General features: G+C 70.8%; 27 protein-coding genes. 18 read left to right on the forward strand and 9 right to left on the reverse strand.

Annotated features, from left to right (window positions below; translation table 11 throughout):
- Positions 1 to 98: 98 nt before the first annotated feature.
- Genes ACFYWY_RS03245 through ACFYWY_RS03255 form a run of 3 tightly spaced genes read left to right on the forward strand, consistent with a single transcriptional unit; the run spans position 99 to position 1535 of the window.
- Positions 99 to 680, forward strand: a complete 582-nt coding sequence (locus tag ACFYWY_RS03245; protein WP_389178844.1) for a dihydrofolate reductase family protein — start codon at positions 99 to 101, stop codon at positions 678 to 680.
- Positions 681 to 724: 44 nt separating this feature from the next.
- Positions 725 to 1045, forward strand: coding sequence for a hypothetical protein (locus ACFYWY_RS03250; RefSeq protein ID WP_389178847.1), 321 nt, complete (start codon positions 725 to 727; stop codon positions 1043 to 1045).
- A 49-nt stretch (positions 1046 to 1094) separates the two neighbouring features.
- Entirely contained in the window at positions 1095 to 1535 is a 441-nt protein-coding gene (locus tag ACFYWY_RS03255) for a DUF6304 family protein (RefSeq protein WP_389178850.1), read from the forward strand.
- A 26-nt stretch (positions 1536 to 1561) separates the two neighbouring features.
- Here the strand turns inward: ACFYWY_RS03255 and ACFYWY_RS03260 are convergent, their stop codons facing one another.
- On the reverse strand, positions 1562 to 2389 hold the full coding sequence (locus ACFYWY_RS03260; RefSeq protein ID WP_389178853.1) for a group II truncated hemoglobin: 828 nt from the start codon (positions 2387 to 2389) through the stop codon (positions 1562 to 1564).
- A gap of 126 nt (positions 2390 to 2515) precedes the next feature.
- On the opposite strand from ACFYWY_RS03260, the gene ACFYWY_RS03265 reads away from it, so the two are divergent.
- Genes ACFYWY_RS03265 through ACFYWY_RS03275 form a run of 3 tightly spaced genes read left to right on the forward strand, consistent with a single transcriptional unit; the run spans position 2516 to position 4203 of the window.
- Positions 2516 to 3718: a low temperature requirement protein A gene (locus ACFYWY_RS03265; protein WP_389178856.1), complete on the forward strand. Its 1203-nt coding sequence runs from the start codon at positions 2516 to 2518 to the stop codon at positions 3716 to 3718.
- A complete protein-coding gene (locus tag ACFYWY_RS03270; RefSeq protein ID WP_389178859.1) occupies positions 3715 to 4017 on the forward strand; it encodes a hypothetical protein in 303 nt (100 codons plus the stop codon). The genes ACFYWY_RS03265 and ACFYWY_RS03270 overlap by 4 nt, the downstream gene beginning before the upstream one ends.
- A 3-nt stretch (positions 4018 to 4020) precedes the next feature.
- Positions 4021 to 4203, forward strand: a complete 183-nt coding sequence (locus ACFYWY_RS03275) for a hypothetical protein (protein ID WP_389178862.1) — start codon at positions 4021 to 4023, stop codon at positions 4201 to 4203.
- A 125-nt stretch (positions 4204 to 4328) separates the two neighbouring features.
- On the opposite strand, the gene sodN is transcribed toward ACFYWY_RS03275, so the two are convergent.
- Positions 4329 to 4724, reverse strand: a complete 396-nt coding sequence (sodN, locus tag ACFYWY_RS03280; RefSeq protein ID WP_215095254.1) for a superoxide dismutase, Ni — start codon at positions 4722 to 4724, stop codon at positions 4329 to 4331.
- 150 nt (positions 4725 to 4874) lie between these two features.
- Between sodN and sodX the strand changes: the two genes are divergently transcribed.
- Complete coding sequence (gene sodX / locus ACFYWY_RS03285; protein ID WP_389178866.1) at positions 4875 to 5294, forward strand: nickel-type superoxide dismutase maturation protease; 420 nt, start codon at positions 4875 to 4877, stop codon at positions 5292 to 5294.
- Here the strand turns inward: sodX and ACFYWY_RS03290 are convergent.
- A complete protein-coding gene (locus tag ACFYWY_RS03290; RefSeq protein WP_389178869.1) occupies positions 5198 to 5827 on the reverse strand; it encodes a CGNR zinc finger domain-containing protein in 630 nt (209 codons plus the stop codon). The genes sodX and ACFYWY_RS03290 overlap by 97 nt on opposite strands.
- Before the next feature lie 194 nt (positions 5828 to 6021).
- Here ACFYWY_RS03290 and ACFYWY_RS03295 point away from each other — a divergent pair, with 194 nt between their 5' ends.
- Positions 6022 to 6711, forward strand: a complete 690-nt coding sequence (locus tag ACFYWY_RS03295) for a class I SAM-dependent methyltransferase (protein WP_389178872.1) — start codon at positions 6022 to 6024, stop codon at positions 6709 to 6711.
- Positions 6712 to 6786: 75 nt separating this feature from the next.
- Here ACFYWY_RS03295 and ACFYWY_RS03300 read toward each other — a convergent pair whose 3' ends face one another.
- From ACFYWY_RS03300 to ACFYWY_RS03310, 3 genes are read right to left on the reverse strand one after another with little or no spacing between them, the layout of a single operon-like run.
- Entirely contained in the window at positions 6787 to 7548 is a 762-nt protein-coding gene (locus tag ACFYWY_RS03300; protein WP_389178875.1) for an amino acid ABC transporter ATP-binding protein, read from the reverse strand.
- Positions 7545 to 8501, reverse strand: coding sequence for an amino acid ABC transporter permease (locus ACFYWY_RS03305; RefSeq protein ID WP_389178878.1), 957 nt, complete (start codon positions 8499 to 8501; stop codon positions 7545 to 7547). Before ACFYWY_RS03305 ends, ACFYWY_RS03300 begins: the two co-directional genes overlap by 4 nt.
- Positions 8502 to 8543: 42 nt before the next feature.
- Positions 8544 to 9506, reverse strand: a complete 963-nt coding sequence (locus ACFYWY_RS03310) for an ABC transporter substrate-binding protein (RefSeq protein ID WP_389178881.1) — start codon at positions 9504 to 9506, stop codon at positions 8544 to 8546.
- Positions 9507 to 10026: 520 nt separating this feature from the next.
- Between ACFYWY_RS03310 and ACFYWY_RS03315 the strand changes: the two genes are divergently transcribed.
- The 5 genes from ACFYWY_RS03315 (at position 10027) to ACFYWY_RS03335 (ending at position 14884) form a co-directional block, all read left to right on the forward strand.
- The gene (locus tag ACFYWY_RS03315) at positions 10027 to 11244 is read left to right on the forward strand and encodes an NADP-dependent malic enzyme (RefSeq protein WP_389178884.1); all 1218 of its coding nucleotides are present in this window, start codon (positions 10027 to 10029) and stop codon (positions 11242 to 11244) included.
- A gap of 326 nt (positions 11245 to 11570) precedes the next feature.
- On the forward strand, positions 11571 to 12536 hold the full coding sequence (locus ACFYWY_RS03320; RefSeq protein WP_389178887.1) for a zinc-binding dehydrogenase: 966 nt from the start codon (positions 11571 to 11573) through the stop codon (positions 12534 to 12536).
- 33 nt (positions 12537 to 12569) lie between these two features.
- Positions 12570 to 14075 carry a glycoside hydrolase family 5 protein gene (locus ACFYWY_RS03325; RefSeq protein WP_389178890.1) on the forward strand — a complete coding sequence of 502 codons (1506 nt, stop codon included), beginning with the start codon at positions 12570 to 12572 and terminating at the stop codon, positions 14073 to 14075.
- Positions 14076 to 14108: 33 nt separating this feature from the next.
- Entirely contained in the window at positions 14109 to 14318 is a 210-nt protein-coding gene (locus tag ACFYWY_RS03330; RefSeq protein ID WP_018571396.1) for a helix-turn-helix domain-containing protein, read from the forward strand.
- Positions 14318 to 14884 (forward strand): Clp protease N-terminal domain-containing protein, encoded by a 567-nt coding sequence (locus tag ACFYWY_RS03335; protein ID WP_389178893.1) that lies wholly within the window; start codon positions 14318 to 14320, stop codon positions 14882 to 14884. Before ACFYWY_RS03330 ends, ACFYWY_RS03335 begins: the two co-directional genes overlap by 1 nt.
- Positions 14885 to 15097: 213 nt before the next feature.
- On the opposite strand, the gene ACFYWY_RS03340 is transcribed toward ACFYWY_RS03335, so the two are convergent.
- Both ACFYWY_RS03340 and ACFYWY_RS03345 read right to left on the reverse strand, forming a co-directional pair.
- The gene (locus tag ACFYWY_RS03340; RefSeq protein ID WP_389178896.1) at positions 15098 to 16048 is read right to left on the reverse strand and encodes a helix-turn-helix transcriptional regulator; all 951 of its coding nucleotides are present in this window, start codon (positions 16046 to 16048) and stop codon (positions 15098 to 15100) included.
- A gap of 1 nt (position 16049) precedes the next feature.
- Positions 16050 to 16907: a DUF4097 domain-containing protein gene (locus tag ACFYWY_RS03345; protein WP_389178899.1), complete on the reverse strand. Its 858-nt coding sequence runs from the start codon at positions 16905 to 16907 to the stop codon at positions 16050 to 16052.
- A gap of 151 nt (positions 16908 to 17058) precedes the next feature.
- On the opposite strand from ACFYWY_RS03345, the gene ACFYWY_RS03350 reads away from it, so the two are divergent.
- Positions 17059 to 17925 (forward strand): hypothetical protein, encoded by an 867-nt coding sequence (locus ACFYWY_RS03350; protein WP_389178902.1) that lies wholly within the window; start codon positions 17059 to 17061, stop codon positions 17923 to 17925.
- A 21-nt stretch (positions 17926 to 17946) separates the two neighbouring features.
- Here the strand turns inward: ACFYWY_RS03350 and ACFYWY_RS03355 are convergent, their stop codons facing one another.
- A complete protein-coding gene (locus ACFYWY_RS03355) occupies positions 17947 to 18129 on the reverse strand; it encodes a DUF6104 family protein (RefSeq protein ID WP_382207613.1) in 183 nt (60 codons plus the stop codon).
- 155 nt (positions 18130 to 18284) lie between these two features.
- Here ACFYWY_RS03355 and ACFYWY_RS03360 point away from each other — a divergent pair, with 155 nt between their 5' ends.
- From ACFYWY_RS03360 to ACFYWY_RS03375, 4 genes are all read left to right on the forward strand, one after another.
- Positions 18285 to 18641, forward strand: a complete 357-nt coding sequence (locus tag ACFYWY_RS03360; RefSeq protein ID WP_389178905.1) for a CU044_2847 family protein — start codon at positions 18285 to 18287, stop codon at positions 18639 to 18641.
- A complete protein-coding gene (locus ACFYWY_RS03365) occupies positions 18638 to 20701 on the forward strand; it encodes a trypsin-like peptidase domain-containing protein (RefSeq protein ID WP_389178908.1) in 2064 nt (687 codons plus the stop codon). Before ACFYWY_RS03360 ends, ACFYWY_RS03365 begins: the two co-directional genes overlap by 4 nt.
- Before the next feature lie 189 nt (positions 20702 to 20890).
- Positions 20891 to 21904, forward strand: coding sequence for an AAA family ATPase (locus tag ACFYWY_RS03370; protein ID WP_389178911.1), 1014 nt, complete (start codon positions 20891 to 20893; stop codon positions 21902 to 21904).
- Entirely contained in the window at positions 21901 to 25161 is a 3261-nt protein-coding gene (locus ACFYWY_RS03375; RefSeq protein WP_389178914.1) for an SAV_2336 N-terminal domain-related protein, read from the forward strand. The genes ACFYWY_RS03370 and ACFYWY_RS03375 overlap by 4 nt, the downstream gene beginning before the upstream one ends.
- The last annotated feature ends 80 nt before the right edge of the window (positions 25162 to 25241 follow it).

Below are 25241 nucleotides of genomic sequence, written 5' to 3' on the forward strand. Positions count from 1 at the left end.
GGGCCTTGCGCAACCACTACGTCTGAAGCACTATAGGCGGAGTGGTTGCGCCTCGGTGTCGGCGGCCACGCTCGTATCCCCTGACGAAGAGGACCGGTTTGCGAAAGCTCAGCTACTTCATCGCCGCGTCGATCGACGGCTTCATCGGAGCCCCGGACGGCAACGCGGACTTCTTCACCCATTTCGCGGTGGGGGACTTCCTCGACTACCTCAGGACCGAGTGTTCGGACACCCTGCCGACCCCGGCCCGGCAGGCCTTGGGTGTCGACGACGCGCCGAACACCGAGTTCGACACGATCATCCAGGGCCGGGCCAGCTACGACCTCGCGCTGGACATCAAGGTCACCAGCCCGTACGCCCATCTGCGGGAGTACGTGGCGTCCCGCAGTATCAAGGAGTCGCCCGACCCGAACGTGGAGATCGTCTCCGGCGACGTCGCGGCCAAGATCCGGGAGCTCAAGCAGGAGGACGGGCTCGGGATCTATCTCTGCGGGGGCGCGAACCTCGCCGGCCAGCTGCTGGACGAGGTCGACGAGCTCGTCATCAAGACCTATCCGGTGATCCTCGGCTCGGGAATGCCCATGTTCGCCGCGGGGTTCCGCATAGCGGACTTCACGCTCGACTCCGTCCGCGCCTTCGACAATGGCGTCCTCGTCAGGAAGTACCACAGGAAGCACTGACCGCAGGACTGTCCGGCTCGCCCATACCGCCATATCCTGGGGGTATGGGCAGCCAAGGACGCGAGACCGTCCGCAGCCCGCAGGTCGAGCACCGTTGCCCGGCGTGCGGAGAGCCTGTCGGCACGGTCATCAAACGACGCAAGACGCTCGGCGCATACGTTCCGGTCTGGGAGCCGGGCCCCTGCCGCAATCCCGACTGCGCACGGAGCGATGCGAGCCAGAGCGCAAAGTCCCCTGAGAAATCCCCCGAGAAGTCCGGCGAGAAGTCCGGCGGTGAGCCCGGCGGTGAGCCCGCCGAGAAGTCGGCCGGTGAGTCCGGCGATGAGCCCGGCGGGGAGTCCGGCGGGGCGGTCGGAGCGCCCTGAGGGATCCCGGCTGTTCAGCGGAACAAGTCGTACCGCTACAGTCCGCGCCATGTCATCGGAGTCGACGGAAGTCTGGGCGGGCTGGTACCGCGACCGCGCGGGCGCGGAAGCGGTAACGATCGCGGCGAGCGGGCGGCAACTGCGCACGCGCATAAGGGATGTTGAGTACGAAGGGGCGACATTCGCCGCCCTCAGGGCAGTGGGCGCGTCCGGGGTGCTGTCGTCCTGCGTACTGGAGTGGGACATGCCGCTGCCCGTCCACTCGGACGGCACGGTCCAACAGGCCACGCTCAGCTGTCTGTTGACGCTCGGCGAGCCGCAGCAGGACGGGTCGCTGGACCGGGCGGACCTCAATCTGACCCTGCACTACGGCGGGGCGGCGTACGAATCCGGTGTCGCCGGGGGCGACTTCGGCGACGCTCTCGGCAGCATCCAGAAGCAGCTGCCGCCCGGCGCGGAGTTCTCACTGCGTACGCCGGTGGGCGCCTGACGAGCCGTGCCGGGCGCCCCCTTCGGTCAGCGCAGGCCGTCCCAGCCCCAGCGCGGGGTCGGACCCGGGTCCCCGAGGTCCGTGCCCGCCGGGTCGGCCGAGACCTCGCGGGCGATCTTCGTACCCCAGTCGAAGTACTCGATCACCCGGCGGCGCAGCAGTTCGTCGTCCGGGAGCTCCTTCGCCACCGCGGCGGTCATCAGCTCCATCCAGCGCAGCCGCTGTTCTTCGGTGATCGACAGCCCGAGGTGCGCGCGGAGCAGAGCCTGGTGGCCGCCCAGTTCGGCGGTGAAACGGGCCGGGCCTTCGAAGACCTCGGCCAGCCAGACGGCGACATGCTCGATGTGGGTGGGCGTGAAGTCGGCGAAGACGGGGGCGAGCAGCGGATCGGCGAGGACGGCCTCGTAGAAGGTGTGACTCAGCCGCCGCAGCGCCTCGTTGCTGCCGACGGCCTCGTACAGAGTCTCGGGACGCTCACTCGGTCTCGTCATGGCACCCACACTATGCGCAACACGGACTGGGGGCCCTGAGCCGGGCGTCAGCGGGCAGCAAGCAGTGAACGAGCCTGCTCCCGCGCGGCGATGAGGGCCGTCGGGGAAGACGTTCAGGACGTACGCGGCCAGGGCGCCATCGTGGAGCAGCAGGAGCGTACGGCCGAGCGCTTCGTAGTCCGCCGCCGGGTCGGCCTCCCGCGCCAGACCGGTCAGGAGCGGGGGCATCCACGCCTTCTGACCGGTGATGATCGCGTACGCCGGGTGGTGCGAGTCGCTGATCTCGGCGTGCGCGTCGACCATGCTGCAGCCTCTGGTGCTGTTCTCCCCGGCCCACTCGCGGGCGGCGTCGAATACCGCCACGACGCGCTCCGCCGCCGTCGGTCCCGAGCAGGGCTTCGTGAGGCGGGAACGCGGCCGCCACATCGTCGGTATTCTTCCGCACGGAGTTGGATCACCCGGATGGTGAGCCGCGGAGAGGGAGACCCTGTGGCGACAGGCAAAGACCGTTCACGGATGATCGCCACCGAGGGCGGTCACCGGGTGACGCCCGCCGAGCTGTTCTTCGACCTGGTCTTCGTGTACGCGATCACCCAGGTCACCGCGTTGATGGCGGCCGACCCGACGCCACTGCGGCTGGTCGGCGCCATGGTGGTGCTCGCCCTGCTGTGGTGGTGCTGGTGCTGCTTCGCCTGGCTGGGCAATGTGGTGCGGGCCGACACCGGAGCGATGTTCATCGTGCTGGTCGCGGTGATGGCGGTGGTACTGGTCGTCTCGCTGACCGTACCGGAGGTCTACGACGACGCTCCTGGCGGCCTGTCCGCGCCGCTGGTGTTCGTGCTCTGCTACGGCGCGGTCCGGATCCTGCATCTCGTCTCGTACTGGGTCGCCAGCCCGGGCGACGAGGCGCTCCATGTCACGCTCCGCCGCACCGCGCTGCTGTCGGTGGCACCGCCGTTCGTGCTGCTCCTGGTCGGCAGTGCTCTCACCGGCGTCGCACAGGTACTGGTGTGGCTCGGCGCGGTGGTGATCGACTACGGCGGGATCTACATCACCGGAGCCTCTGGCTGGCGGGTGGCCTCGCCCGGGCACTTCGCCGAACGGCACGGCCTGATCGTGATCATCGCGCTGGGCGAGTCGATCGTCGCGATCGGCGTGGGCGTCTCCGGCCTGCCCATATCCACCCCCATCCTGGCCGGGGCCGCCACGGGCCTGCTGGTTGTCGCCGGGCTGTGGCGTCTGTACTTCCGCCAGGTCACCGAGACCGCCGAACACCGGCTGAGCACCCTGCAAGGCGATGACCGCACCCGGCTGGCGCGCGACGTCTACACGTTCCTGCACCTGCCGCTCGTCGCGGGGATCGTGCTCACCGCGCTCGGCATGAAGAAGGTGCTCCACCAGGTCGCCGACAGCGAGCACTACGACCTCTCCGAGCCCTTGCACGGCGTGGAGGCATGGGCGCTCACCGGCGGCGTGGGCGTTTTCCTGCTCGCGGCGGCGGCGATTCTGCTGCGCACCGGTGGGCGCAGGTCCCTCATCCTCAACCTCGGCGGGCTGGGCTGCCTGGCCGCGGGCGCGGTGGTCGTGCTGCTTCCCGCCCTGCTCGCGCTGGCGCTGCTGGCCGTGGCGGTGACGGGAATGGTGGTCCTGTACAGCCGTAAGTCCGGGGCCGCGGAGGCAGGTGCGGCATGAACGGGCGAGGCTTCCTGGCGGTGACGCCGCAGTACAGCCCGACCCGTGAACTCCTGTCGGCAGCGGCCAGACAGCGAGGGATGGATGTGGAGGTGCTACCTGCGCACGCCGGAGCAGGTGCTCTGGGAGAGCGGCAGGGCGGGCACTACTACGGCGGCCCTGCCTTTGCCTTTGCGGCGGGGGCAGTCGACGATCTCGCGGTCGCGCTGCTGGAGCCGACCGACGCATGGCTGTCGGCGCTGCCCGCTGCGTACACCCGGCGGAACATCGCTACCTCGACTCTGGGTGCGGCACGCTAGCTGTTGGCTGCACCCGAGAACGGGGCCACCGAGGAGTGGGCCGTCGTCGAGGCGAACATGGCGTGGTTCAGCACCTGCTACGCCGCCGACCCGGACAGGGCCCTGGATGTCGTTCTGCGTTCTGCCGGTCCGCGGGCGCAAGTGGCCGAGCGGGACCGCCCGTTCCGGCGCGACCGCCGCCTGTGAGAGCCCGCGGGACGAGGAGGCGCTGCCAGGGGCAGGGCCCGCAGACGCCGACAGCACCCGGCTCCGCGCGGATCCCGGGTGCTGTCGTACGTAAGCGAACATGCGCAAAGACGTGACCGGGAAGGTCAGGCCTTCTTCGTCTCCCAGAAGATCTTGTCGATCTGGGCGATGTAGTCCAGCGCCTTCTGGCCCGTCGCCGGGTCCGTCGACGCCTTCGCGGCCGACAGCGCCTTAAGGGCGTCGTTGACCAGCTGGTGCAGCTCGGGGTACTTCTCGAAGTGCGGCGGCTTGAAGTAGTCGCTCCACAGCACCGAGACGTGGTGCTTGGCGAGCTCCGCGCGCTGCTCCTTGATGACCGTGGCGCGGGCCCGGAAGTGCGGGTCCTCGTTGGCCTGGAACTTCTCCTGGACGGCCTTGACCGACTCGGCCTCGATACGGGCCTGGGCCGGGTCGTAGACACCGCAGGGCAGGTCGCAGTGGGCGCTGACCTTCACCTTGGGGGCAAACAGGCGGGAGAGCATTGAGCTGTCCTTCCTCGTGATCGTCTTCTCAGGTGGGACATTACTCCGTGAGGGACGTGTTTTCGCGAGTGCCCCCTAGGGCTTAGGACAAAAGTCCGGGGTCAGTATGGGGCTGTTGGCCGAACGTACCGTGGGACTCGGAGGTGGCGGATGACTGAGCAGGGGCCGGAGCCGAAAGCGCCGTTCGGAGTCGCCGAAGTGACTGGTCCTTCCATGTACCCGACGCTCAAGCACGGCGATCAACTGCTGGTCCATTACGGCGCGGAGGTGAAGGCCGGCGACGTCGCCGTGCTGCGCCATCCGCTCCAGCAGGATCTGCTCATCGTCAAGCGGCTCGTCGAACGGCGCGAGGACGGCTGGTGGGTGCTGGGGGACAACCCGGGGGCCGAGGGGGACAGCCGGCTGTTCGGCACCGTGCCCCATGACTTGCTGCTGGGGCGGGTACGCGGCAGATACCGGCCGCTCGCGGAGGGTCAGCGCTCCGTGCGCGGGGTCGCCTCCTGGGCGTTCTCGGCGCTGCGGCCCGTGCTCTGCGACCGTTCCGTCTCCAGGCGTTTTCGGGCGCGGTAGGCGGCCACATTGGCGCGGGTCGCGCAGCGGTCCGAGCAGTAGCGGCGGGAGCGGTTGGTCGAGGTGTCGAGGTAGGCGTTGCGGCACGGCGCCGCCTGGCACAGGCCGAGCCGGTCCACTCCGTACTCCGTGAGATGGAACGCGAGGCCCATCGCGGCGATCGCGGCGTACCCCGCCGTCGCGTTCGAGGGGTGGTCGGCCAGGTGCATGTGCCACTTCGGGCGGCCGTCCTCGTCCCGGTGGTCGTGGCCCGAGATCTGCGGGTTGACCGGGAACTCCAGCAGCAGTGAGTTGAGCAGGTCGACCGCCTGGGTCTCGTCGCCCGCGTCGGCGGCGGTGAAGACCGCGCGCAGCCGACCCCGTACCGACCGGAAGCGGGTGACGTCGGCCTCGGTGGCACGGCGCGCTGCCTGTGCGGACGGGCCGAAGAGTTCCCGGACGGCCTCGACCGAGGTGAGCGAGTCCTTGCTGCGGGCCGGCTCCTCGGTGTTGACCAGGCGCACGGCGTAGTCCGAGTAATGGGCCAGTTCCACTTGTAGTCCTTACCGCGGCGTTCTAATGTCGACGTAACAACTGCTACAGCTTCGAGGGTATTACGGACGGGAGGGTTCCGGTGTCGGAGACGGTGACAGGGACGGATACCAGTACGGGTACGGATACGGATACGGGAGCAGGAGCCGACTGGCGGGCCTGGCAGGAGAGCTGGGACCGGCAGCAGGAGTGGTACATGCCCGATCGCGAGGAGCGGTTCCGGGTGATGCTGGACATGGTCGAGGCCCTGGTGGGCCCCGAGCCGCGGGTGCTTGATCTCGCGTGCGGTACGGGAAGTATCACGGACCGGCTGTTCCGGCGGTTCCCGAAGTCCACCAGCACGGGGGTCGATCTGGATCCCGCCCTGTTGACCATCGCCCGGGGCCACTTCGAGGGCGACGAGCGAGTCACTTTCGTCACGGCCGATCTCAAGGACCCCGACTGGGTGACCAAGCTGCCGTACGACTCGTACGACGCCGTGCTCACCGCCACCGCGCTGCACTGGCTGCGCAGCGGACCGCTGACCGCGCTGTACGGCCAGGTCGCCGGGGTCGTGCGGGACGGCGGCGTCTTCATGAACGCCGACCACATGATCGACCGCACCACCCCGCGCATCAACGCCGCCGAGCGCGCTCACCGGCACACCCAGATGGACCGGGCCAAGGCTGCCGGCGCGCTCGACTGGGCGGACTGGTGGGCGCTGGCCGCAAAGGATCCCGTACTCGCGGAGCCGACGGCGAAGCGCTACGAGATCTACGGCGAGCACGCGGACGGGGACACGCCGTCCGTGCACTGGCACGCGGAGACGCTGCGCACGGCCGGGTTCGGGGAGGCTCGGGCCGTGTGGGCCTCGCCCTCCGACAACCTGCTGCTCGCCCTCAAGTAACCGCGCGGGGACGCGAAAGGGCGGTACGGACACCCGGTCCGTACCGCCCTTTTCGTGCCGCCCTTTTCGTACCGCCTAAAGCACCTTCGAGAGGAACGACTTCGTGCGGTCGTGCTGCGGGTTGGTCAGTACGTCGCGCGGGTGGCCCGACTCGACCACCACGCCGTCGTCCATGAAGACCAGCGCGTCGCCGACCTCCCGTGCGAAGCCCATCTCGTGTGTGACGACGATCATCGTCATACCGTCCTCTGCGAGGCCGCGCATGACGTCGAGGACGTCACCCACCAGCTCGGGGTCGAGGGCGGAGGTGGGCTCGTCGAAGAGCATCAGCTTCGGCTCCATCGCCAGCGCGCGGGCGATGGCGACGCGCTGCTGCTGGCCGCCGGAGAGCTGGGCGGGGTAGTTCCTGGCCTTGTCGGACAGGCCCACCCGGTCCAGCAGCTGCTCCGCACGGGCACGGGCCACCGCCTTCGCCTCGCCGCGCACCTGGATCGGCGCTTCCATGACGTTCTCGATGGCCGTCATGTGCGGGAAGAGGTTGAAGCGCTGGAAGACCATGCCGATGTCGCGGCGCTTGAGGGCGACTTCGCTGTCCTTGAGCTCGTAGAGCTTGTCGCCCTTCTGGCGGTAGCCGACGAGCTCGCCGTCGACGGCCAGCCGGCCTGCGCTGATCTTCTCCAGGTGGTTGATGCACCGCAGGAAGGTCGACTTACCGGACCCCGAGGGGCCGATCAGACAGAACACCTCTCGCGGGGCGACCTCCAGATCGATGCCCTTGAGGATGTGCGCGGGGCCGTAGGACTTGTGGACGCCCTCCGCCTTCACCATGGCGCTCATGCGACGCCTCCCTTCGGACGGCCGAACGCCAGATTGGCCTTGATCTTCTGCCACGGCGTCGGCGGCAGCTGCCGGAGCGACCCACGGGCGTAGTACCGCTCGACGTAGAACTGGCCGACGCTGAAGACGCTGGTCAGAGCCAGGTACCAGACCGAGGCCACCAGCAGCATCTCCATGACCGCGAACGACGTGGAGCCGATGTTCGTCGCTGCGCGCAGCAATTCGGTGTACTGCACCGCGGAGACCAGTGACGAGGTCTTGAGCAGGTTGATGAACTCGTTCCCGGTCGGCGGCACGATCACCCGCATCGCCTGCGGGAGCACGATCCGCCGCATGGTCTTGCCGGCGGGCATGCCCAGCGCGTGTGACGCCTCGGACTGGCCCTCGTCGACCGACTGGATGCCGGCCCGGACGATCTCGGCCATATAGGCGCCCTCGTTCAGGCCCAGGCCCAGCAGGGCGACCACGAACGGGGTCATGACGTCGACCGTCTCGTCCTTGTAGAACCCGAGGTTCAGGACGGGGAAGATCAGCGCGAGGTTGAACCACAGCAGCAGCTGCACGAACACCGGGGTGCCGCGGAAGAACCAGATGTACAGCCAGGCAACCGCGCCCGTCACCGGGTTCTTCGACAGCCGCATGACCGCGAAGACAACGCCCAGAACCAGGCCCATCAGCATCGACAGCACGCTGATGAGCACCGTGTTGCCCATGCCCGCCAGGATCCGGTCGTCGAAGATGAAGGACCCGACCGTGTCCCAGTTGATGTCGCCCTGCGAGAACGAGTACACCAGCAGGCCCAGCAGAGCCACGACGACGACGCCGCTGATCCAGCGGCCCCAGTGCCGTACCGGGATGGCCCTGATCTGCTCAGGGGGAGTGAAGGCCCCCTTACTGACCGTCGAGTCCGCTGGTGGCTCGTCGGCGGGCGTTTTGTCGAACTTGTCAGTCACAGTGACTGCCCTTCAGTGAACGCTTGAGGCGAGAACGCCGGATTACTTGCCGGCGTTGATGGTCGCCTCGGTCACGGCACTGTTCTTGACGTCCCACTTCTCCAGGACCTTCGCGTACTCGCCGTTCTTGATGATCGCGTTCAAGGCGTCCTTGAGCGCGTCGCGGAGCTGCGCGTTGTCCTTGTCGACGGCGATGCCGAACGGACCGGCTTCGGTCTGGTCGCCCACGACCTCGAAGTCGTTGCCGCCGCCCGCGGTCTTCGCGATGTGCGCGGCGACCGGGTAGTCGTTGAGGTCGGCGACGGCGCCACCGGACTTCACACGGGTCTGGGCCTCGGCGTCGGTGTCGAACGCCTCGATGGAGAGCGTGCCCTTGCCGTCCGTCTTGCACTTGGCGGCCTGGGTCTTGAAGGTGTCCTCGTAGGTCGTGCCGCGCTGGACGGCCACCTTCTTGCCGCACAGGTCGTCGAGCGACTTGATGTTCTCCGGGTTGCCCTTCTTGACCAGGAGCGAGACGCCGGAGGTGAAGTAGTCGACGAAGTCGACGCCCTCGCCGACCTTCTTGCCCTTGTCGTCCAGGCCCTCCTGGCGGGCCTTGGTGTCGCTCATGGCGGACATGACGACGTCCTGGCGGCCGCTGTTGAGCGACGAGATCAGGCCGTCGAAGGTGCCGCTGGTGAACTGGAACTTGACGCCGAGCTCCTTGCCGAGGGCCGCGGCGATGTCGGGGTCGATACCGACGATCTTGCCGCCCTCCTCGAACTCCATCGGCGCGTACGCGGCGTCCGTGCCGACCTTGATCACGCCGGCGTCCTGGTACTTCTTCGGCAGCTTGTCGAAGAGCGGGGCGCCGGTCGAGGTGCCGTTGGTCTCCTTGGTGCTCGAGCCCGAGTTCGTCTGGTCACCACAGCCGCTGAGCAGCAGTGCGCCGGCGACCGCGATCGCGCTGACCGCGGCGATCCGGGACCTGGTTGCGGTCGTACGACAGGTGTTGCTTGCGGTCATGGTCGGGATCCTCCGGCGGGTGAGGGGGCGCGGTTCATCGGTCGTGCACTCATCTTCGAGTGTCGCGACCTTGAGTGTTTTCGGCATCTTGCCATTCGGACTAGCCCAATCAGGGGGCAGCGCATGTCAAAATCGGGTAACGGGACACCCCCGGACCCCTCGGGCCGGTACATCAGGGCCGGACCTTTCACGGGAATGCCTTCTTCCGACCGGAAGATCTGCGGCCCGTCAGGCACTGCGCACGAATTTCCGGGTGCAAAGTTGACGTGTCCTGACATCCGGCCATGAGTCATGTCAGCAGGTGGATATCGACTCGTCGCCGGGGCCATCGGTCCGGTAAGAAGGACGTTTACACCCCTCATCCGGGGCTCAGGGCGCGTGTGCGGCGCGCCCGCGCGTACGTACCTCCCCCTGCCAGGCGGGCCAACCGCTGAGGCAGGGCACGGACGCGGTGCCCGCCCACCCCTCCTCAACCAGGAGTGGCCACCCTCAACTGATGAAGACTTAAGGGGTCAACCAAATGGCAGCGGAGATCGTCAATCCTCGCAGCGACAGCGAAGACGGGTCGGAGGGAGCTCCCGAGGAGCCCTTCGATCCGGCCTTTGCGCTGCATCGCGGCGGCAAGATGGCCATCCAGGCCACGGTGCCGGTGCGTGACAAGGACGACCTTTCCCTCGCGTACACACCCGGTGTCGCCAAGGTGTGCAGCGCGATCGCCGAGCGGCCGGAGCTCGTCCACGACTACACCTGGAAGTCCCAGGTCGTCGCTGTCGTGACGGACGGGACCGCGGTGCTCGGTCTTGGCGACATCGGACCGGAGGCGTCGCTTCCGGTGATGGAGGGGAAGGCCATCCTCTTCAAGCAGTTCGGCGGCGTGGACGCGGTTCCGATCGCGCTCGCCACCACGGACACGGACGAGATCATCGAGACCGTGGTGCGGCTCGCGCCGTCCTTCGGCGGGGTGAACCTCGAGGACATCTCGGCCCCCCGCTGCTTCGAGATCGAGCGCAGGCTCCAGGAGCGGGTCGACATCCCGGTCTTCCACGACGACCAGCACGGCACGGCGGTGGTGACCCTCGCCGCCCTGCGCAACGCCGCGAAGCTGACCGGGCGCGGTCTCGGTGATCTGCGCGCCGTCATCTCGGGCGCGGGCGCGGCGGGCGTGGCCATCGCGAAGTTCCTGCTCGCGGCGGGCATCGGCGATGTGGCCGTGGCCGACCGCAAGGGCATCGTCAGCCTGGACCGCGAGGACCTCACCCCGGTCAAGCGGGAGCTCGCGGAGATCACCAACCGGGCGGGGCTGAGCGGCTCGCTGGAGACGGCACTGGCCGGCGCGGACGTCTTCATCGGCGTCTCCGGCGGTACGGTCCCGGAGTCCGCGGTCGCGGCGATGGCGACCGGCGCCTTCGTCTTCGCCATGGCCAACCCGAACCCGGAGGTGCACCCCGACGTCGCGCACCGGTACGCGGCGGTGGTGGCGACGGGTCGCAGCGACTACCCCAACCAGATCAACAACGTGCTGGCCTTCCCGGGGATCTTCGCGGGCGCACTCCAGGTCCGGGCCTCCCGGATCACCGAGGGCATGAAGATCGCCGCGGCGAACGCGCTGGCTGACGTGGTGGGCGACGCGCTGGCGGCGGACTATGTGATCCCGTCGCCGTTCGACGAGCGGGTGGCCCCGGCGGTCACGGCGGCGGTGGCCGCGGCCGCACGCGCCGAGGGTGTCGCCAGGCGCTGACGCTGCTGGTGTACGTACGTGCACGGGCCGTTCCGTACTCCCGAGGGGGTGCGGAACGGCCCGTCGCGTTTGCTGAGGCACCGCTGCCGGGCGGCCCTGCGGGGCGTCCGCATTCGTTCCGGGGTTTCCTCCGATCAGGTGGAACCGGGGCGGGCGCGAGGCCGGCGCGGTATGCGGGCCCACTACTCGGCCTGCTCGGCGTGGTGTCGGCGGCCCCCGGCCCGGGAGGCGCACCCGGTGGCGCACGGCCGGCGCGGGGCCGGCGGGACGCGTGTCACACCGGTGCGCGGTTCCGCCGCGCACCGGCCCGCCCTACCCTCAAGGTCATGTTCGCCGCCTACGCCGCACGCATCGACCGTGAAGCCCCGCTCAACGGCCTGGAACTGGGCGAACGCCCGGCTCCCGAGGCCCGCCCCGGCTGGACCACCGTCACCGTCAAAGCCGCCTCCCTCAACCACCACGACCTCTGGTCGCTGCGCGGCGTCGGCCTCGCAGAGGACAAGCTGCCGATGATCCTCGGCTGCGACGCCGCGGGCATCGACGCGGACGGCAACGAGGTGGTGCTCCACTCCGTCATCGGCCAGACCGGGCACGGCGTCGGCCCGGACGAGCCGCGCTCCATCCTCACCGAGCGCTACCAGGGCACCTTCGCAGAGCAGGTCGCCGTCCCGACCTGGAATCTGCTGCCCAAGCCGAAGGAGCTCAGCTTCGAGGAAGCCGCCTGCCTGCCGACCGCCTGGCTCACCGCGTACCGCATGCTCTTCACCAACGCAGGGGTACGGCCCGGTGATTCGATCCTCGTCCAGGGCGCGGGCGGCGGCGTCGCGACCGCATCGATCGTCCTCGGCAAGGCGGCCGGACTGCGGGTGTACGCCACCAGCCGCGACGAGGCCAAGCGCAAGCGGGCCGTCGAACTCGGCGCGGAGGAGGCGTACGAACCGGGCGCGCGGCTGCCCCGGCGGGTGGACGCCGTCATCGAGACCGTCGGCGCCGCGACCTGGTCGCATTCGATCAAGTCGCTTCGGCCCGGGGGCACGCTGGTGATCTCCGGCGCGACCAGCGGCGACCGCCCCTCGCACGCCGAACTCACCCGGATCTTCTTCCTGGAGCTGAAGGTCGTCGGCTCGACCATGGGCTCCAAGGACGAGCTGGAGGACCTCCTCTCCTTCTGCGCGGTCACCGGCGTGCGGCCGGTGATCGACGAGGTGCTGCCGCTGGACCGGGCGAGGGAAGGCTTCGAGCGGATGGCCGGGGGCGACCTCTTCGGGAAGATCGTGCTGACGCCCTCTTGATGGTCCGTCAGGTGTGCTGATGGGATCCGCCCCATGCGTACGCACCGAACGATCCGGGCACTTGCGGCGGTCTGCTGCACTCTTCTGCTGTCCACGGGGACCGTCGGGGTCGCGGGGGCGGCGGGGTCCACGGGAGTCGCGGGGGTCGCGGGGGTCGCGGAGGCGGTGGGAGTCGCGGGGGCTCCGGTCGCCGCGGACCCGGGCGGTCCCGTCGGCATACCGCGCCTGACCGACGACCGCGGCCGGACCCTCACCCTGCGCGGCTGGAACGTCGAGGACAAGACGAACCGCGGCGAGGGGGCGCTTTCCGCGATCACAGAGAAGCACTTCCGCGATATGCGCGCCCAGGGCTTCAACTTCGCCCGCCTGCTGGTCTTCTGGGACGACCTCGAACCCCGGCAGGGCCACTACAGCGCGGCATATCTGCGCAAGATCGAGCGGATCCTGGACTGGGCGCGGAAATACGACGTCCAGGTGCTCATCGACGCCCACCAGGACGTCTTCGGCCCCGCCTTCGGGCACCGCGGTATCCCGGAGTGGGCGACGAGGACCGACGGACTGCCCTTCACCCCGCACCCGGACGACTGGTTCTCCGAGTACTTCGAACCGGCTGTGCAACGTGCCTTCACCCACCTCTACGAGGACGAGGACCTGCGGCGGGCGCAGGCGCGGATGTGGCGGGTCATCGCCGACCGCTTCGAGCACCATCCGGCCGTCCTCGGCTACGACCTGATCAACGAGCCGATGGGCGAGCTGCGCGCGGGCGAGGATCTGCCCACCGCCGCCCGCCGGATCGAACGCGACCAGCTCACGCCGATGTACAACCGCCTTGCCGACGCGGTCCGTTCGGCAGACGACGGCAGCTGGGTCTTCGTCGAGCCGACCCCGATCGTGGGCGAGGGCGTCCCCACGGGCCTCGGCAGGATCGAGGACCCGAAGGTCGTCTACGCGCCGCACTTCTACAACGCGGCGATGGAGGCGGGCGCGGACTACGACCCGTCGGCGGGCTGGATCGAGTCGTACGAGGCGGCCGTCACCGCGTACCCGAAAGAGCAGCGGATCCCGGTGGTGGTGGGGGAGTGGGGTCCCCTCAACAACTCCCTTCCGAACATGCCCCGCTTCTACCGCGAGGCGCTGGCCTCCCTGAACCGCTACAGCTCGGGCTGGGCGGGCTATGTGTGGTGTTACGGCGGCGGCTACTGCGCGGTCGACGACCGGGGTGTGTTCCGTACGAACAAGGAGCAGACCGCGGCGCCGTACGCGGCGGCCGTCGCGGGGCGGGTCGCGTCCGATTCGTACGACCCGGGGACCGGGACGTACCGCCTGGTGTACCGGGCGTCCGCGCGGCCGGGCGTGACAGAGGTCTCCCTGCCTCCCCGCCCGACCGGTTGGCGTATCGCCGTGGACGGCCCGGCCTGGACGAGCACCCGGACGGTGCCGGCGGGCAGACCCGGGACGGTGCGGGTCCTTGCCCGGCCGGGGGCGCGGATCGCCGTAACCGCCACTCCTCGTATGCCACGATCTGTCAACGACGGTTGACGGCGGGCCCGCTGTCAATGTAGGTTGACATTCATGACCGAAGCAACCGATCTCGCCGAGCGGGCGGGCGACCGTGACCCACGGGTGGGGCTGCGAGCGGTCGCCGCGCTGCGGCGACTCCTCGAGCAGCTCGAAGCCGTACAGGTGCGAAGTGCCCGCAATCAGGGCTGGTCGTGGCAGGAGATCGCGGCCGAGCTGGGTGTCAGCCGGCAGGCCGTACACAAGAAGTACGGGAGGCAGTGATGTTCGAGCGATTCACCAAGGACGCCCGTGATGTCGTGACGGGCTCGGTAGGCCACTCGGAGCGGGCGGGCGCGGAGTCGGTCACCGATGAGCACCTGCTACTGGCGCTCCTCGACCAGGAGGGGACGCGGACGGCGTTCGCGTTCACGGCGCTGGGGATCATGGACCGGCGCGGGTCGGTGGAGGACGCGCTGGCGGACGCGCGGCGGCGGGCCGGTCTGTCGAAGGCGGACACGGATGCTCTGGCGGGGCTCGGGATCGATGTGGCCGAGATCGTCTCCAGGGTCGAAGAGACGCATGGGGCAGGGGCGTTGCAGGCGGGCGTGGCGTCGAATAAGCGGTGGTCGCGCCGGCGCCCCTTCGGTGCGGCGGCAAAGGGCACGCTGGTGCAGTCGCTCCGCATCGCGGCGGGCCGCGGGGACCGCGAGATCGGCGGCGAGCATCTACTGCTGGCGCTGACGGTGCGGCGGGGGGTGGTGGCGGAAGTGCTGGCCGAGCACGGGGCGACGTATGAGGCGGTGGAGCGGGTGATGTACGGGGGCGGGTCGGCGCAGGGTGCGGGGTGATGGTGTGATCCGGGGTCCGGGGTGCGGGCGCGGTGCGGGTGCTTGTCCCCCACCCCGCCCCTCCCCGAAAACTGGGGCGGTGCCCCAGGCCCCCAGGGGGACATGGGGGCTGACGCACCCACACCCCGGGAAGCGGCAGCTCCGCACCGCTGGTCCGGCCCCAGGTGGGCCCCGCCCCGCGGTCCCGGGCTGCCCCGAGAGCCGACGCGGGCCTTACGCCTCCGGCTTCCGCAGCAGTGCTCCGATGTGGGCCGCCGCCGTGGACAAGTGGCTTCTCGCCTCCGCCAGTTGTCGGGCCGTAACGCCCTGGTCCCGCGCCGCGTCCCTGATGTCGTCGCGGAAGCGGTCCAGCAAGCGGTCCAGGTCGCGTGCCGGGTCGCCCGAGTCCGTCGTGTCCTTCGACCAGCCCGGCTCCGGCTCCGGCCCCCGCTCCGGCTGTGGCTCCGGCGCCGCGGTCATGCCGCGCGCCAAGCCGCCCAACTGTGCGCTCAGTTCCGACAGGCCCTCCCGTACGCCCTTCGGCCAGTCACCCCGCGCGAAGTGGTCCTGCACCTGGTCCTGGACCTGCTTGGCGATGCGCTGCATCTCCCGGCGCGCCGTCTCCTGCGCCTCTTTCGCCTGGCGGCGTGCCTGCTGCGCGTCCTCGCGGGCACGGCGCGACTCGTCCTTCGCGCGGCGTGCCTGCTCCTTCCACTCCTGCTTGGCCTTGCGCAGTTCCTCCTTGGCCGCCCGCCACGACTCGCTGTCGCCCCAGTCCTTCTCCGTGCCGGACGCCGTCCGCGTCTGAGTCGCCGCCGCCCGCATCTCGCTGCGCAGCTTCCCCGCCGCGCCGCGCACGTCGTCGCGGATCTCCGCGGCCAGCTCGGAGACCGACTCTCGGATCTCCAGTTCGAGGTCGGCCAACTCGCCGCTGCGCCCGGCCAGTTCCTCGCGGCCCGCGTCGGTGATCGAGTAGACCTTGCGGCCCCCCTCGGTGGCGTGCGTGACCAGACCCTCGGCCTCCAGCTTGGCCAGCCGCGGGTACACCGTTCCCGCCGAAGGCGCGTACAGCCCCTGGAAGCGCTCCTCGAGCAGCCGGATCACCTCATAGCCGTGGCGCGGAGCCTCGTCCAGGAGCTTCAGCAGATACAGCCGCAGACGGCCATGGGCGAAGACGGGCGGCATGTCAGAGCACCTTTCCGGTGGGGGCTGCGTCGTACGGTTCGTCCTCCGCGGGCGGCCGGCGGAGCAGCGCTATCGAACCGGACACGGTCGTCGCCTTGAGCGTGCCGGTGCCCGTGCCCAGCGTGCCGGTGATCTTCTTCGCGCCCCACTGCCCGCTGATCCGCAGGTCGTCGAAGGCGTTGGAGACCGAACCGCTCGCGGTGTTCGCCTCGACCTGCGCGTCCGCGGGGTGCGGCAGCCGGATCGCCACCTCGCCGGAGACCGTGGTCAGCCGGATGTCGGTGGGCCTGCCTGCCGGGTCGAGGTCGATGACCATGTCGCCGCTGACGGATTCGGCCCGTACGGACGAGCCCGCCCCCTCGATCACCGTCAGATCGCCGGAGACGGAGTTGTAGCGCAGATCGCCGGTGACGGCCTGTGCCTCCAGATTCCCGGAGACGGTGTCTGCGCGGACCGCGCCGGAGAGTCCGACGAGCGTGGTGTCGCCGCTGACGCCGCGTACGGCCGTCGTCCCCCGGATCCCGGATACGACTGCTCCCGCGCCGACGACGCCGACCTCGACGGCCGAGCCGGCCGGGACGGCGAGGGAGACCACGGCGCTGCGGTGCCAGCCCTTGCGGTCGAGCCACTTGAGGAAGCCCTTCCAGGGCAGGTCCTCGTACGCGACGGTGAGTGTGCCGCCCTGCTGGGTGACGACCAGCGGCGGGCCCTCTATCTCGGAGATCTCGAGGCGGGCGGAACCTTCGTCGGTGCCCACGACGTTGACCGTTCCATTGACGATGCGCACATTGAGTGCCGTCACAGGGTCGTCGAAGGTGAGTTTCTTGGGCTCAGAGACTTCCCACGATGACTCTGCCATGGTGCTGACCTCCCGGGGCGGCTGCGACGCAACATATCGCGTCTTCTGCTGAACACGATATATCGCGGTCGGGGGATGTCAAGCACGATGCCGGGTCGGCAAGGCGAACATTGGTCTACGTATCCGGACAAACTGGCCTAGCGTATGGGCCATGAATCCGACACCCGTGGGAGCGCTGCTGCTGTGCCGGGCCGAACCGGCTGCCGTACAGCCCCCGGCCCATCTGCTGCGCGAGCACCAGCTCCTCGCCCCGGCCGGGCAGCAGTGGAGCGTGCTCGTCCCGGAGGGAAAGCCCTGGCTGAACGGCGGGGAGCCGGTCGACCGTGTGCTGGCCGGCTGGGCCGCCGCGCTCGCCGTGGGCACGAACTGGCCGGTGCTCGCCCTGTGGTGGGACGGCGACCGGGCCGGATTCACCCTTGCCTCCGGCTTCCGCAGGCCCGTCGGCTACATCTGGCTCGCGGACGGCACGCCGGTCGGCGAGGACGAGGCGATGCGGACGTTCGCGGCCCGGCTCGGGCTCGATCCCGTACTCGATCTGCAGGCGCTGGAGCCGCTCACACGGCCGGATCCGGACGCGGACGCGCGGGCCCGGCTGCTCGGTCTGATCGCGGTCCTGACGCGGACCGGGCTCGCCCTGCCCGTGGGCCTGGCCCCGGGTGAACCGGCCGACCGGTTGCGGTCGGTCGCCCGCGCGCTGGGCGCGGAGACGGTGGAGTGGTCCGGCTGGCGCGATGCCGTACGCGCGGAACTCCAGGCGGTCGAGGAAGGCCGGCTGGGCCTCTGGCTTCGCAGCCCGAGGGCCCGTCTGCTCGGGGCTGCCCAGCTGGCGGCGGGAGTGCCGCTGCTGGTCTGGGGCTTCGCCCGCCGCTCCGGCGGCCTCGGTTGGGCGGCGGCGGGCGTGGTGCTGGTCGCGAACGGGGCGCTCAGCCTGGTGTACGACCGGGTGCGGCGGGAGTCGGGCGGGCCCGACGAAGCGGGCCGACGGGGCGGGCCGAGCGCGCCCGGTCAGCCGGGCTGACGGCCGTTCGCCCGTACACCCCTACTCGTCCTCGTCCTCGTCGTCCAGCCGCGCCAGCCACGTGGCCAGGCGCTCCACCGGGACCTCGAAGTCCGGGTTGAGGTCGACGAAGCTGCGCAGCTGCTCGGCGAGCCACTCGAAAGTGACCTCCTCCTCGCCGCGTCGCTTCTCCAGCTCCTCGATGCCGCGATCGGTGAAGTACAAGACATGCTCCTGGTACGGACGGGCTCTACCTCTCCAGATTACGGCGACTTCCGACTCTCCCCTGCAACCGTGCAGGCCAGTAACGTCGTCGCCATTCGCACAGCGCCCAAGTGCGTGAGCGCGGGGGCGAGTTGGCAGTGAAGACGGGGGGAACCGTGAACGGGCGCGTCCAGCAGATCGAACTGCCCGGGGGAGCCGTCGTGCTCGCCCGGCTGTCCACCGTGGGCGGCGGATACGGCGAGGACGACGAGGACGTCGGCTTCGTCGAGAACGCCACCGCCAAGGTCCAGCAGCTCCAGCGGCTGATCACCGAGGTCGGCGCCTCGGTGCTGGAGGCCGCGGCCGCGGCCAAGCCGGACGAGGCGAGCGTCAGCTTCGGCGTCGAGCTCACCGCCAAGTCCGGCGTCGCCCTCGCCGTGCTCGCCGCCGGGGAGGCGAAGGCATCGGTCCAGGTCACACTCACCTGGAAGCTGAAGGATCAACAGAACGACATGAGCGATGACACGGCATGAGCGATTCCGACTCCGTCATAGACGCCCTCACTCGCGCCGCCACCGTGCACTTCTCACCCGTACAGGTCGAGCAGATGGAGCAGGTCGAGCAGGTCGAGCAGGTCGGGCAGGACCAGCAGGACCAGCAGGCCGAGCCCGCAGCCATGTGGGGCAGCGGCTTCTTCGTCGCGCCCGGCTGGGTCCTGACCTGCGCACACGTACTCGCCCCCCATCTCAAGGGGGACCGGGACCGGATCTTCCACCTCCGCGGCAGCGAGGTGAACGACGGCGAGCCGCTTCAGGCCCGGCTCGACTCCTGGCTGCTCGACGGCGAACCGCGCGCCGAGCAGCGCGTGCCCGTCGAGCAGGATCTCGCCCTGGTCAGGCTCGTCGACCCGCACGTCGAGCACGAGTGCGTCTGGCTCACCGACCGCACCGACTACCCCGGCGGCCGCGGCATCGTCCAGGGCTACCGGCCCGAGCAGCAGGAGGGCGGAGCCGAGAAGCGCGCCGTGCGCTGGAAGGCCGCCGCCACGATCAACGGCTTCGACGACGACTACGGGATGCGATTCAGGCCAGAAGCCGAGTTCCCCAGGGGCGGCTCGGGCTCCCCCGTACTCGACGCCCACACCGGCGCCGTCGTCGGCATCCTCAAGTCCCGCCGGGTGGGCCGGGACGGCGGGATGGCGATCGCGGCCACCGCCCTGCGCCGGTTCGGATCCACGTACCAGCTCCTGATGGCCGCGCACGACCGCTGGCACGGCCAGTCCCCGAAGATCACCGGGCACAACTGGATCGAGCGCCAGCACCAGCTCCCGGGCGCCGGCGTGCACACCAGCGGCGACCAGTGGTGGAGCCCCCACGACCGGCGCGAGGCGCTGTCCCTGCTCGCGGGTGTGCACCCGCCGTCCGCCATCCGGCCCGTCGTGGAACTCGCCAAGAAGGCCCGCGGCGGTGTCGCCTCCCCGCCCGGCCAGCTCCTGCCGCGCATCTGGCGCGACGGACACGGCCTGCTGTACGAGGCGGGGCAGCCCGTCGCCGCCATCGCCGCGCTGCACTACCTCCAGCTGGTGGTGGAGTACGAGCGCAGTCGCGGCGGCGACCCCGTGGCGCTCGCGGACTGGGTGGCCCGCCGACTCCAGGAAGTGCCCCGCATCGTGCACACCGTGGTCACCCAGGCGACGCTGCCGCCCGGACTTCTGCACCCGCGCACGCCCGACGGCCAGGACCGGATCGTCGTCCGCTATCCGCGCCAGGGCGACGGGTCCGCCGTCGTCATCGTCGAGCTGGAGCCGGTCTGCGACGCCCGGCCCACCCGCTTCTACTGGCGGATCCGGGTCGACGACGGCCAGGACGTGAACGAGCCGCTGCACGAGGAGCAGACCGGCGACGGCGTCCCGCCCGAGCAGCTCATCCAGCTGCTGCGCGGCCCGTTGGACGAAGTCTTCGCGTCCGTCGACTCGCCCGGCGTCCCGGCACCGCTCGAAGTCGCCCTGCCCGTCGACCATTTCGACACCGCCGTACACCGATGGCAGCTCACCGAGATGGCCCGGCTGCACCATCCGGCGTATGTCGGCGTACGGCGCATGGTGGTGCTGCGCGACCTCGCGAGACGAGGAAAACCGGACGCCGTCTGGCAGCGCCGCTGGGACGGGATGACGGCCGCCGATGCGCTCACCGCCTACCGCACCCCGCCGCAACGGCAGGTCCCCAGGCCCCGCCACTTCGAGGACATGCCGCCGTCCGCCGTGCCCGTCCTGTGCAGGCCCGCAGGCAGCGGGGTCGGCCGGAGAGCCATCGGCATGGCACTTCAAGCGGGGCACGGCATCGCCCTGTGGCACACCGACGGCCATCCCGACCACGGCTGTACGGAGTTCTGCGAGGACCTGCACCGGGGCGCGGCCCAGCTGCTCGGGCAGAGTGCGGGCGCGAGTGAGCTTCCCGACCGGTTGCGCCGTATCAGGGACGACATCAGCGGATCGAGGAACAGCCGCCACTGGGCGGAGGGGGTGGCCATGCTCTACGACGACCCGAGCCGCCCTCTGCCCGCCGACGACACCGGACTGGTGGACTCCCCATGAGGAGCCGCACCCGGGCCATGCGGGTTCGCCTCGCAGTGTCCTCGCCGGGCACCGCGGCTGACCTGCCTTTCCTGCCGGGGGTCCGGGGGGCGTCCGCCGGAGAACGCACTATGGGACGGCAGGCCGGTGGGTACAGGACAAAGTGGTCCGCCACGGGTCCGCCCACCGACCGCCTACGAGGAGCGAGCGATGGACGACTGGCTGATCTACCGAGGCGTCGGGGCGCCGGATCCGGACAGGATCCGCCGACTGCCGCCGCCGCCCCCTTGGCGCGCCTTCTCCGGAGAGCCGCTGCCCGATCCCGCGCCGCCGATCGACAGTTCGTCGACGCGGCGGCTCGGCGCGCGCGTGGCGGCCCCGCCCGCCCAGGACGCCGAGACCCTCGAACTCATCAACGCCGCGCTCTATCTGCGGCGTCCGCTCCTCGTCACCGGTGAACCGGGCTCGGGCAAGTCCACGCTCGCGCACTCCGTCGCGTACGAACTCGGGCTCGGCCGGGTCCTGCAGTGGCCCATCGTCAGCCGCACCGAGCTCAAGGACGGGCTGTACACCTACGACGCCATCGGCAGGCTCCAGGACGCCCAGCTCGCCGAGCGGGGAGCCGGGCGTGGGTCCGACGACATCGGCCGCTACATCAGGCTTGGACCCCTCGGCACGGCGCTGCTGCCCGCCGAGCTGCCCCGCGTCCTGCTCATCGACGAGCTCGACAAGAGCGACATCGATCTGCCGAACGACCTGCTGAATGTGGTGGAGGAGGGGGAGTTCGCCCTTCCCGAGCTGGAGCGGATGGCCGACCGGCCCGGCCAGGACGAGGTGCGGGTGCTCACCGACGACGGCCGCCGGGTGCCCGTCAGGGACGGCCGGGTGCGCTGCAAGGCGTTCCCCTTCGTGGTGATGACCAGCAACGGAGAGCGCGACTTCCCCGCCCCGCTGCTGCGCCGCTGCATCCATCTGCACCTCGACCCGCCGCGCGACGAGCGGCTCGCCGCGATGGTGCAGGCCCACTTCGGAGCCGGATCCGACGAGCGGAACCTCGATCTGATCGCCCAGTTCACCCGCGAGGACGGCGACGGTGAACTGCGGCCCACCGACCAGTTGCTCAACGCCATCTACCTCACACAGGAGGCGGTCCGCGCGGACGCCGGGCGGCGCGAGGAGATCGCCGAGCTGCTGATACGTCCGCTCGACACCCGGCAGCGGTGACCGCGGTGAGCCCGGCCGTCCCGCCCCCTGCACTGACCGCGCTGGTCGCGCGGCTGCGCGAGGCGGAACTGAAGCCCACCGCCGAGGAGCTGGCGGACGCCCTGTGGCTCTCCCGGCATGTGCCCGCAGCCGCCTCCAGGCGGGCGGGTCCCGTGCCCGCGGGGACGGCCGGGCCGCAGCCCGCGGACCGCCGGGCCGTGGAGGTCACGGAGCAGCCCGCGCCCTCGCCGTTGAGGGCGGGAGCGCCGCCGCGCCCCCGCGTCGACCTGTACGGGCCCGCGCAGGTCGAGGGCGCGCCCGGCGGCTTACCGGCCGGAGGCATGCGCCGGGTGCCCGTCCCGGCCGCCGCCGCGCTGCCGGACGTGCTCGCCCTGCAGCGCTCTCTGCGGCCCCTTCAGCGGTACCGCCCGCCCATGCGCCTGGTACGCCGTGAGATCGACGAGGTCGCGACGGCCGACCGGGCAGCCGACACAGGTCTTGTGGTGCCGGTGCTGCGCACCGCCCGGAGGCGTGAGGCGCGGCTCGCCCTGGTCATGGACGTCTCCTCGTCGAATGTCGTGTGGGACAAGGCACTTGACGAGCTGCGGCAGGTCTGTGAACGCGCCGGAGCGTTCCGCGAGGTCGCCGTGCACCACCTTGAGCAGGACGCGTCCACGCCCGCCCAGCTCGGCGACCCCACCGGGCGGCAGCTGACCGTGGTGCTCAGCGACTGCGCGGGACCCATGTGGCGCAGCGGCCGTATGCAGCGCCTGCTGTACACCTGGGCGTCGACCGCGCCGGTCGCCGTCGTGCAGCCGCTGCCGCAGCGGATGTGGCGGCGTACGCATCTGCCCGCGCGGCCGGGACTGCTGCGGCGGCGCGAAGGCCCGGCGGGGCGGCTGGAGTTCACCCCGCACCACAGCAGCCTTGAGCGGGGCATCCCGGTTCCGGTGCTCGCGCTGCGCCGCTCCTCGTTCGAGGCCTGGACCCGACTGGTGGCGGGGGCGACCGGGCAGTCGCTGAACGCCGCAGCCGCTCTGGTCAGGGCCCGCCACGAGCCCGCCTCTGGCCCGTCCCGTACCGCACAGGACATCGACGCGACGGCGCGGGTACGGGCCTTCCGCCGGACCGCGTCGCCCGCCGCCGCGCAGCTCGCGGTCTATCTGTCGGCGGTCCCGCTGGTGCTCCCGGTGATGCAGCTCGTGCAGCGCGCCATGCTGGTGCGCAGCGGCCCCGACGTACTGGCTGAGGTGCTGCTCAGCGGCCTGCTGCGGCGGGATGGCGAAGGACCGGGCGACCGGGAGGGCGGACCTTCGTACGTCTTCCTGGACGGGGTTCGCGAGGAGCTGCTGGGGCAACTGGGCGCCAGCAGCGCCGCGTTGGTGCTCAAGCACTGCTCCGAGTACGTCGAGACGCGCTACGGGCGTACGGTACGGAACTTCCCGGCCATGGCCGCCGCCTTCCTCGCCGGGTCGGTCGACCCGCACCCGGCGGCATCCGGCAGCCCCGGCAACCGCAGCCAGACGGCCTTCGCGCAGATCTCCGCCCAGGTGCTGCGCCGGCTCGGCGGTCCCGAACCCGCCCTGCCCCCCGGCGGCCTGCCGCCCCAGGGTCCGGCGGGTCTGCTGGCGCAGGCCCGCGCCTGCCTGGCGCACTTCGGCGAGTACGGCACCGTACGCGACCTGGACGCGGCGATCAGGCTGCTCGGCTCGGCCACCCAGGCGGAGCGCCGCACCGCCGAACGGGCCGTGCTGTACGGCGAGTTGGCCGAGGCGCTGCTGCGGCGCTGGCTGGTGCGGCCGCTGCCCGAGGACCTGCGCGAGGCGCTGGACGCCGCGCAGAACGCGCTCACCGGAAAGCCGCAGGCGCATCTCACCCTGGCGCACGTCCTCGAGGCGATGGCGGACGAGGTGGAGGAGGGCAGGCTGAGCCCCGGGCTGATGCCGGAGTGGGTACGGGTCCAGGCGGCCGCGGGCCCCGACGACGCGGGCCTGGTGGCGTCGATCCTGCTCTCGACCGCGGACACCAGCCTCGCCGAACTGACCGAGAGCCCGCTGCGACCCGACGTCCCGGTCGGGCTCGGCAAGGCAGCGGCCGCAGCCAGGATCCGGGTGCTGCGGCGGCTGGCCGTGACCGGCGCGCCGTACGCGCTGCGCGGCCCGGTCCGCCCCGAGGACTGGTTCACCGAGACGCTGCAGATCGCCCTCGGCGTCGTACAACTGCTGCTGGCCGACGAGCGCCGGGAGTCCGCGCTGCTCATCAAGGGCGGGCTGCTCCTCGAACTGGCCCGCCACTACCGGGGCGAGGGACCCGTCGCGCGGGGCGCCGGCGAGGAGGACCTGATCGCCTCCCGCGCCTTCGCCGACCGGGCCGACAAGGATCTGCACGCCGGCATCGACGGGCTCGACTGGGACGCCGTCCCGCAGACGGAGCTCTGCCGCGCCTGGCTGGACTACGCCGACGCCATCGAGTTCGCCCACCAGTACCCCGACGACGACGCCAGACTGCGCATCCTCCAGGCCCTCGACCAGGCGCGTCTCTACGTCGGCAAGGACGAGGAGGCACAGGCCGACATCCTGCTGCGGATGGCCCGCGTCCTGGAGCAGCGCTACGTGTCCACCGGCGGCTGGGCACACCGCGACTCGGCGATCGCGGCCTGGACCGAGGCCGTGCCGCTGCTGCCCTGGCACGACCCCGGCCGCGCCGTCGTCCTCACCTCGCTCGGCAGGCAGCTGACCGAACGCGGCGTGGACAAGGAGTCGCCCGCCGATGTGCACGCGGCGGTACGCGCCCTGCGCGGGGCGATCGAGGAGACACCGTCCGCCGACCCCGAACTCCCGCGCCGCCGGGCCCTGCTGGGCCATGCCTACATCGAGCGCTTCCGGGCCGAGCAGACCGTCGCCGACCTCCACGAGGCGGACTGGGCACTGGGCGCCGCCGCCCGCGCCGCCGCCGACCCCGAACTGGCCGCGTACGCCTGGTGGTACCGCGCCGTGGCCGCCGCGCTGCTGGCCCGGCGCACCGCGTCCCGCCAAAAGCTCCAGGACGCCGTGGCTCACTACCGCCACGCGGCTGCCCGGCCCGCAACCGGCGACCTGCTGGAGCGGGCGGCCGCCGCCCAGTGGATGCGAGCCACCCGTCTGGAGCGCACGGCGGGCTCTGAGCGCGCCCTGGAGGAACACCGGGCCGTGCTCTCCCTGCTGGCCGCCGCGGGTGCGTCCGACTCGGAGGCGGCAAGCCTCATCCGCCACGAGATCGCCAGACTCGAAGGGGCGTGAACAACCGAAGAGCCCGGACAGCCCGAAGGGCCCTGCCCCGCGCGGTGTGCGCGGGGCAGGGCCCTTCGTCGGTTCGTACG

Origin of the sequence: Streptomyces sp. NPDC002870, assembly GCF_042888505.1 — a bacterium.
Lineage (GTDB): Bacteria > Actinomycetota > Actinomycetes > Streptomycetales > Streptomycetaceae > Streptomyces.

What these genes read in the sequence shown, in the direction of transcription:
- ACFYWY_RS03320 (WP_389178887.1), top strand. Translation starts at nt 11,571, where the DNA reads ATGTTCGCCGCCTACGCCGCACGCATCGACCGTGAAGCCCCGCTCAAC.
- sodN (WP_215095254.1), bottom strand. Translation starts at nt 4,724, where the DNA reads ATGCTCTCCCGCCTGTTTGCCCCCAAGGTGAAGGTCAGCGCCCACTGC.
- ACFYWY_RS03340 (WP_389178896.1), bottom strand. Translation starts at nt 16,048, where the DNA reads ATGCCGCCCGTCTTCGCCCATGGCCGTCTGCGGCTGTATCTGCTGAAG.
- ACFYWY_RS03300 (WP_389178875.1), bottom strand. Translation starts at nt 7,548, where the DNA reads ATGAGCGCCATGGTGAAGGCGGAGGGCGTCCACAAGTCCTACGGCCCC.
- ACFYWY_RS03370 (WP_389178911.1), top strand. Translation starts at nt 20,891, where the DNA reads ATGGACGACTGGCTGATCTACCGAGGCGTCGGGGCGCCGGATCCGGAC.
- ACFYWY_RS03365 (WP_389178908.1), top strand. Translation starts at nt 18,638, where the DNA reads ATGAGCGATTCCGACTCCGTCATAGACGCCCTCACTCGCGCCGCCACC.
- ACFYWY_RS03250 (WP_389178847.1), top strand. Translation starts at nt 725, where the DNA reads ATGGGCAGCCAAGGACGCGAGACCGTCCGCAGCCCGCAGGTCGAGCAC.
- sodX (WP_389178866.1), top strand. Translation starts at nt 4,875, where the DNA reads ATGACTGAGCAGGGGCCGGAGCCGAAAGCGCCGTTCGGAGTCGCCGAA.
- ACFYWY_RS03270 (WP_389178859.1), top strand. Translation starts at nt 3,715, where the DNA reads ATGAACGGGCGAGGCTTCCTGGCGGTGACGCCGCAGTACAGCCCGACC.
- ACFYWY_RS03350 (WP_389178902.1), top strand. Translation starts at nt 17,059, where the DNA reads ATGAATCCGACACCCGTGGGAGCGCTGCTGCTGTGCCGGGCCGAACCG.
- ACFYWY_RS03330 (WP_018571396.1), top strand. Translation starts at nt 14,109, where the DNA reads ATGACCGAAGCAACCGATCTCGCCGAGCGGGCGGGCGACCGTGACCCA.
- ACFYWY_RS03335 (WP_389178893.1), top strand. Translation starts at nt 14,318, where the DNA reads ATGTTCGAGCGATTCACCAAGGACGCCCGTGATGTCGTGACGGGCTCG.
- ACFYWY_RS03325 (WP_389178890.1), top strand. Translation starts at nt 12,570, where the DNA reads ATGCGTACGCACCGAACGATCCGGGCACTTGCGGCGGTCTGCTGCACT.
- ACFYWY_RS03255 (WP_389178850.1), top strand. Translation starts at nt 1,095, where the DNA reads ATGTCATCGGAGTCGACGGAAGTCTGGGCGGGCTGGTACCGCGACCGC.
- ACFYWY_RS03315 (WP_389178884.1), top strand. Translation starts at nt 10,027, where the DNA reads ATGGCAGCGGAGATCGTCAATCCTCGCAGCGACAGCGAAGACGGGTCG.
- ACFYWY_RS03295 (WP_389178872.1), top strand. Translation starts at nt 6,022, where the DNA reads ATGCCCGATCGCGAGGAGCGGTTCCGGGTGATGCTGGACATGGTCGAG.
- ACFYWY_RS03310 (WP_389178881.1), bottom strand. Translation starts at nt 9,506, where the DNA reads ATGACCGCAAGCAACACCTGTCGTACGACCGCAACCAGGTCCCGGATC.
- ACFYWY_RS03345 (WP_389178899.1), bottom strand. Translation starts at nt 16,907, where the DNA reads ATGGCAGAGTCATCGTGGGAAGTCTCTGAGCCCAAGAAACTCACCTTC.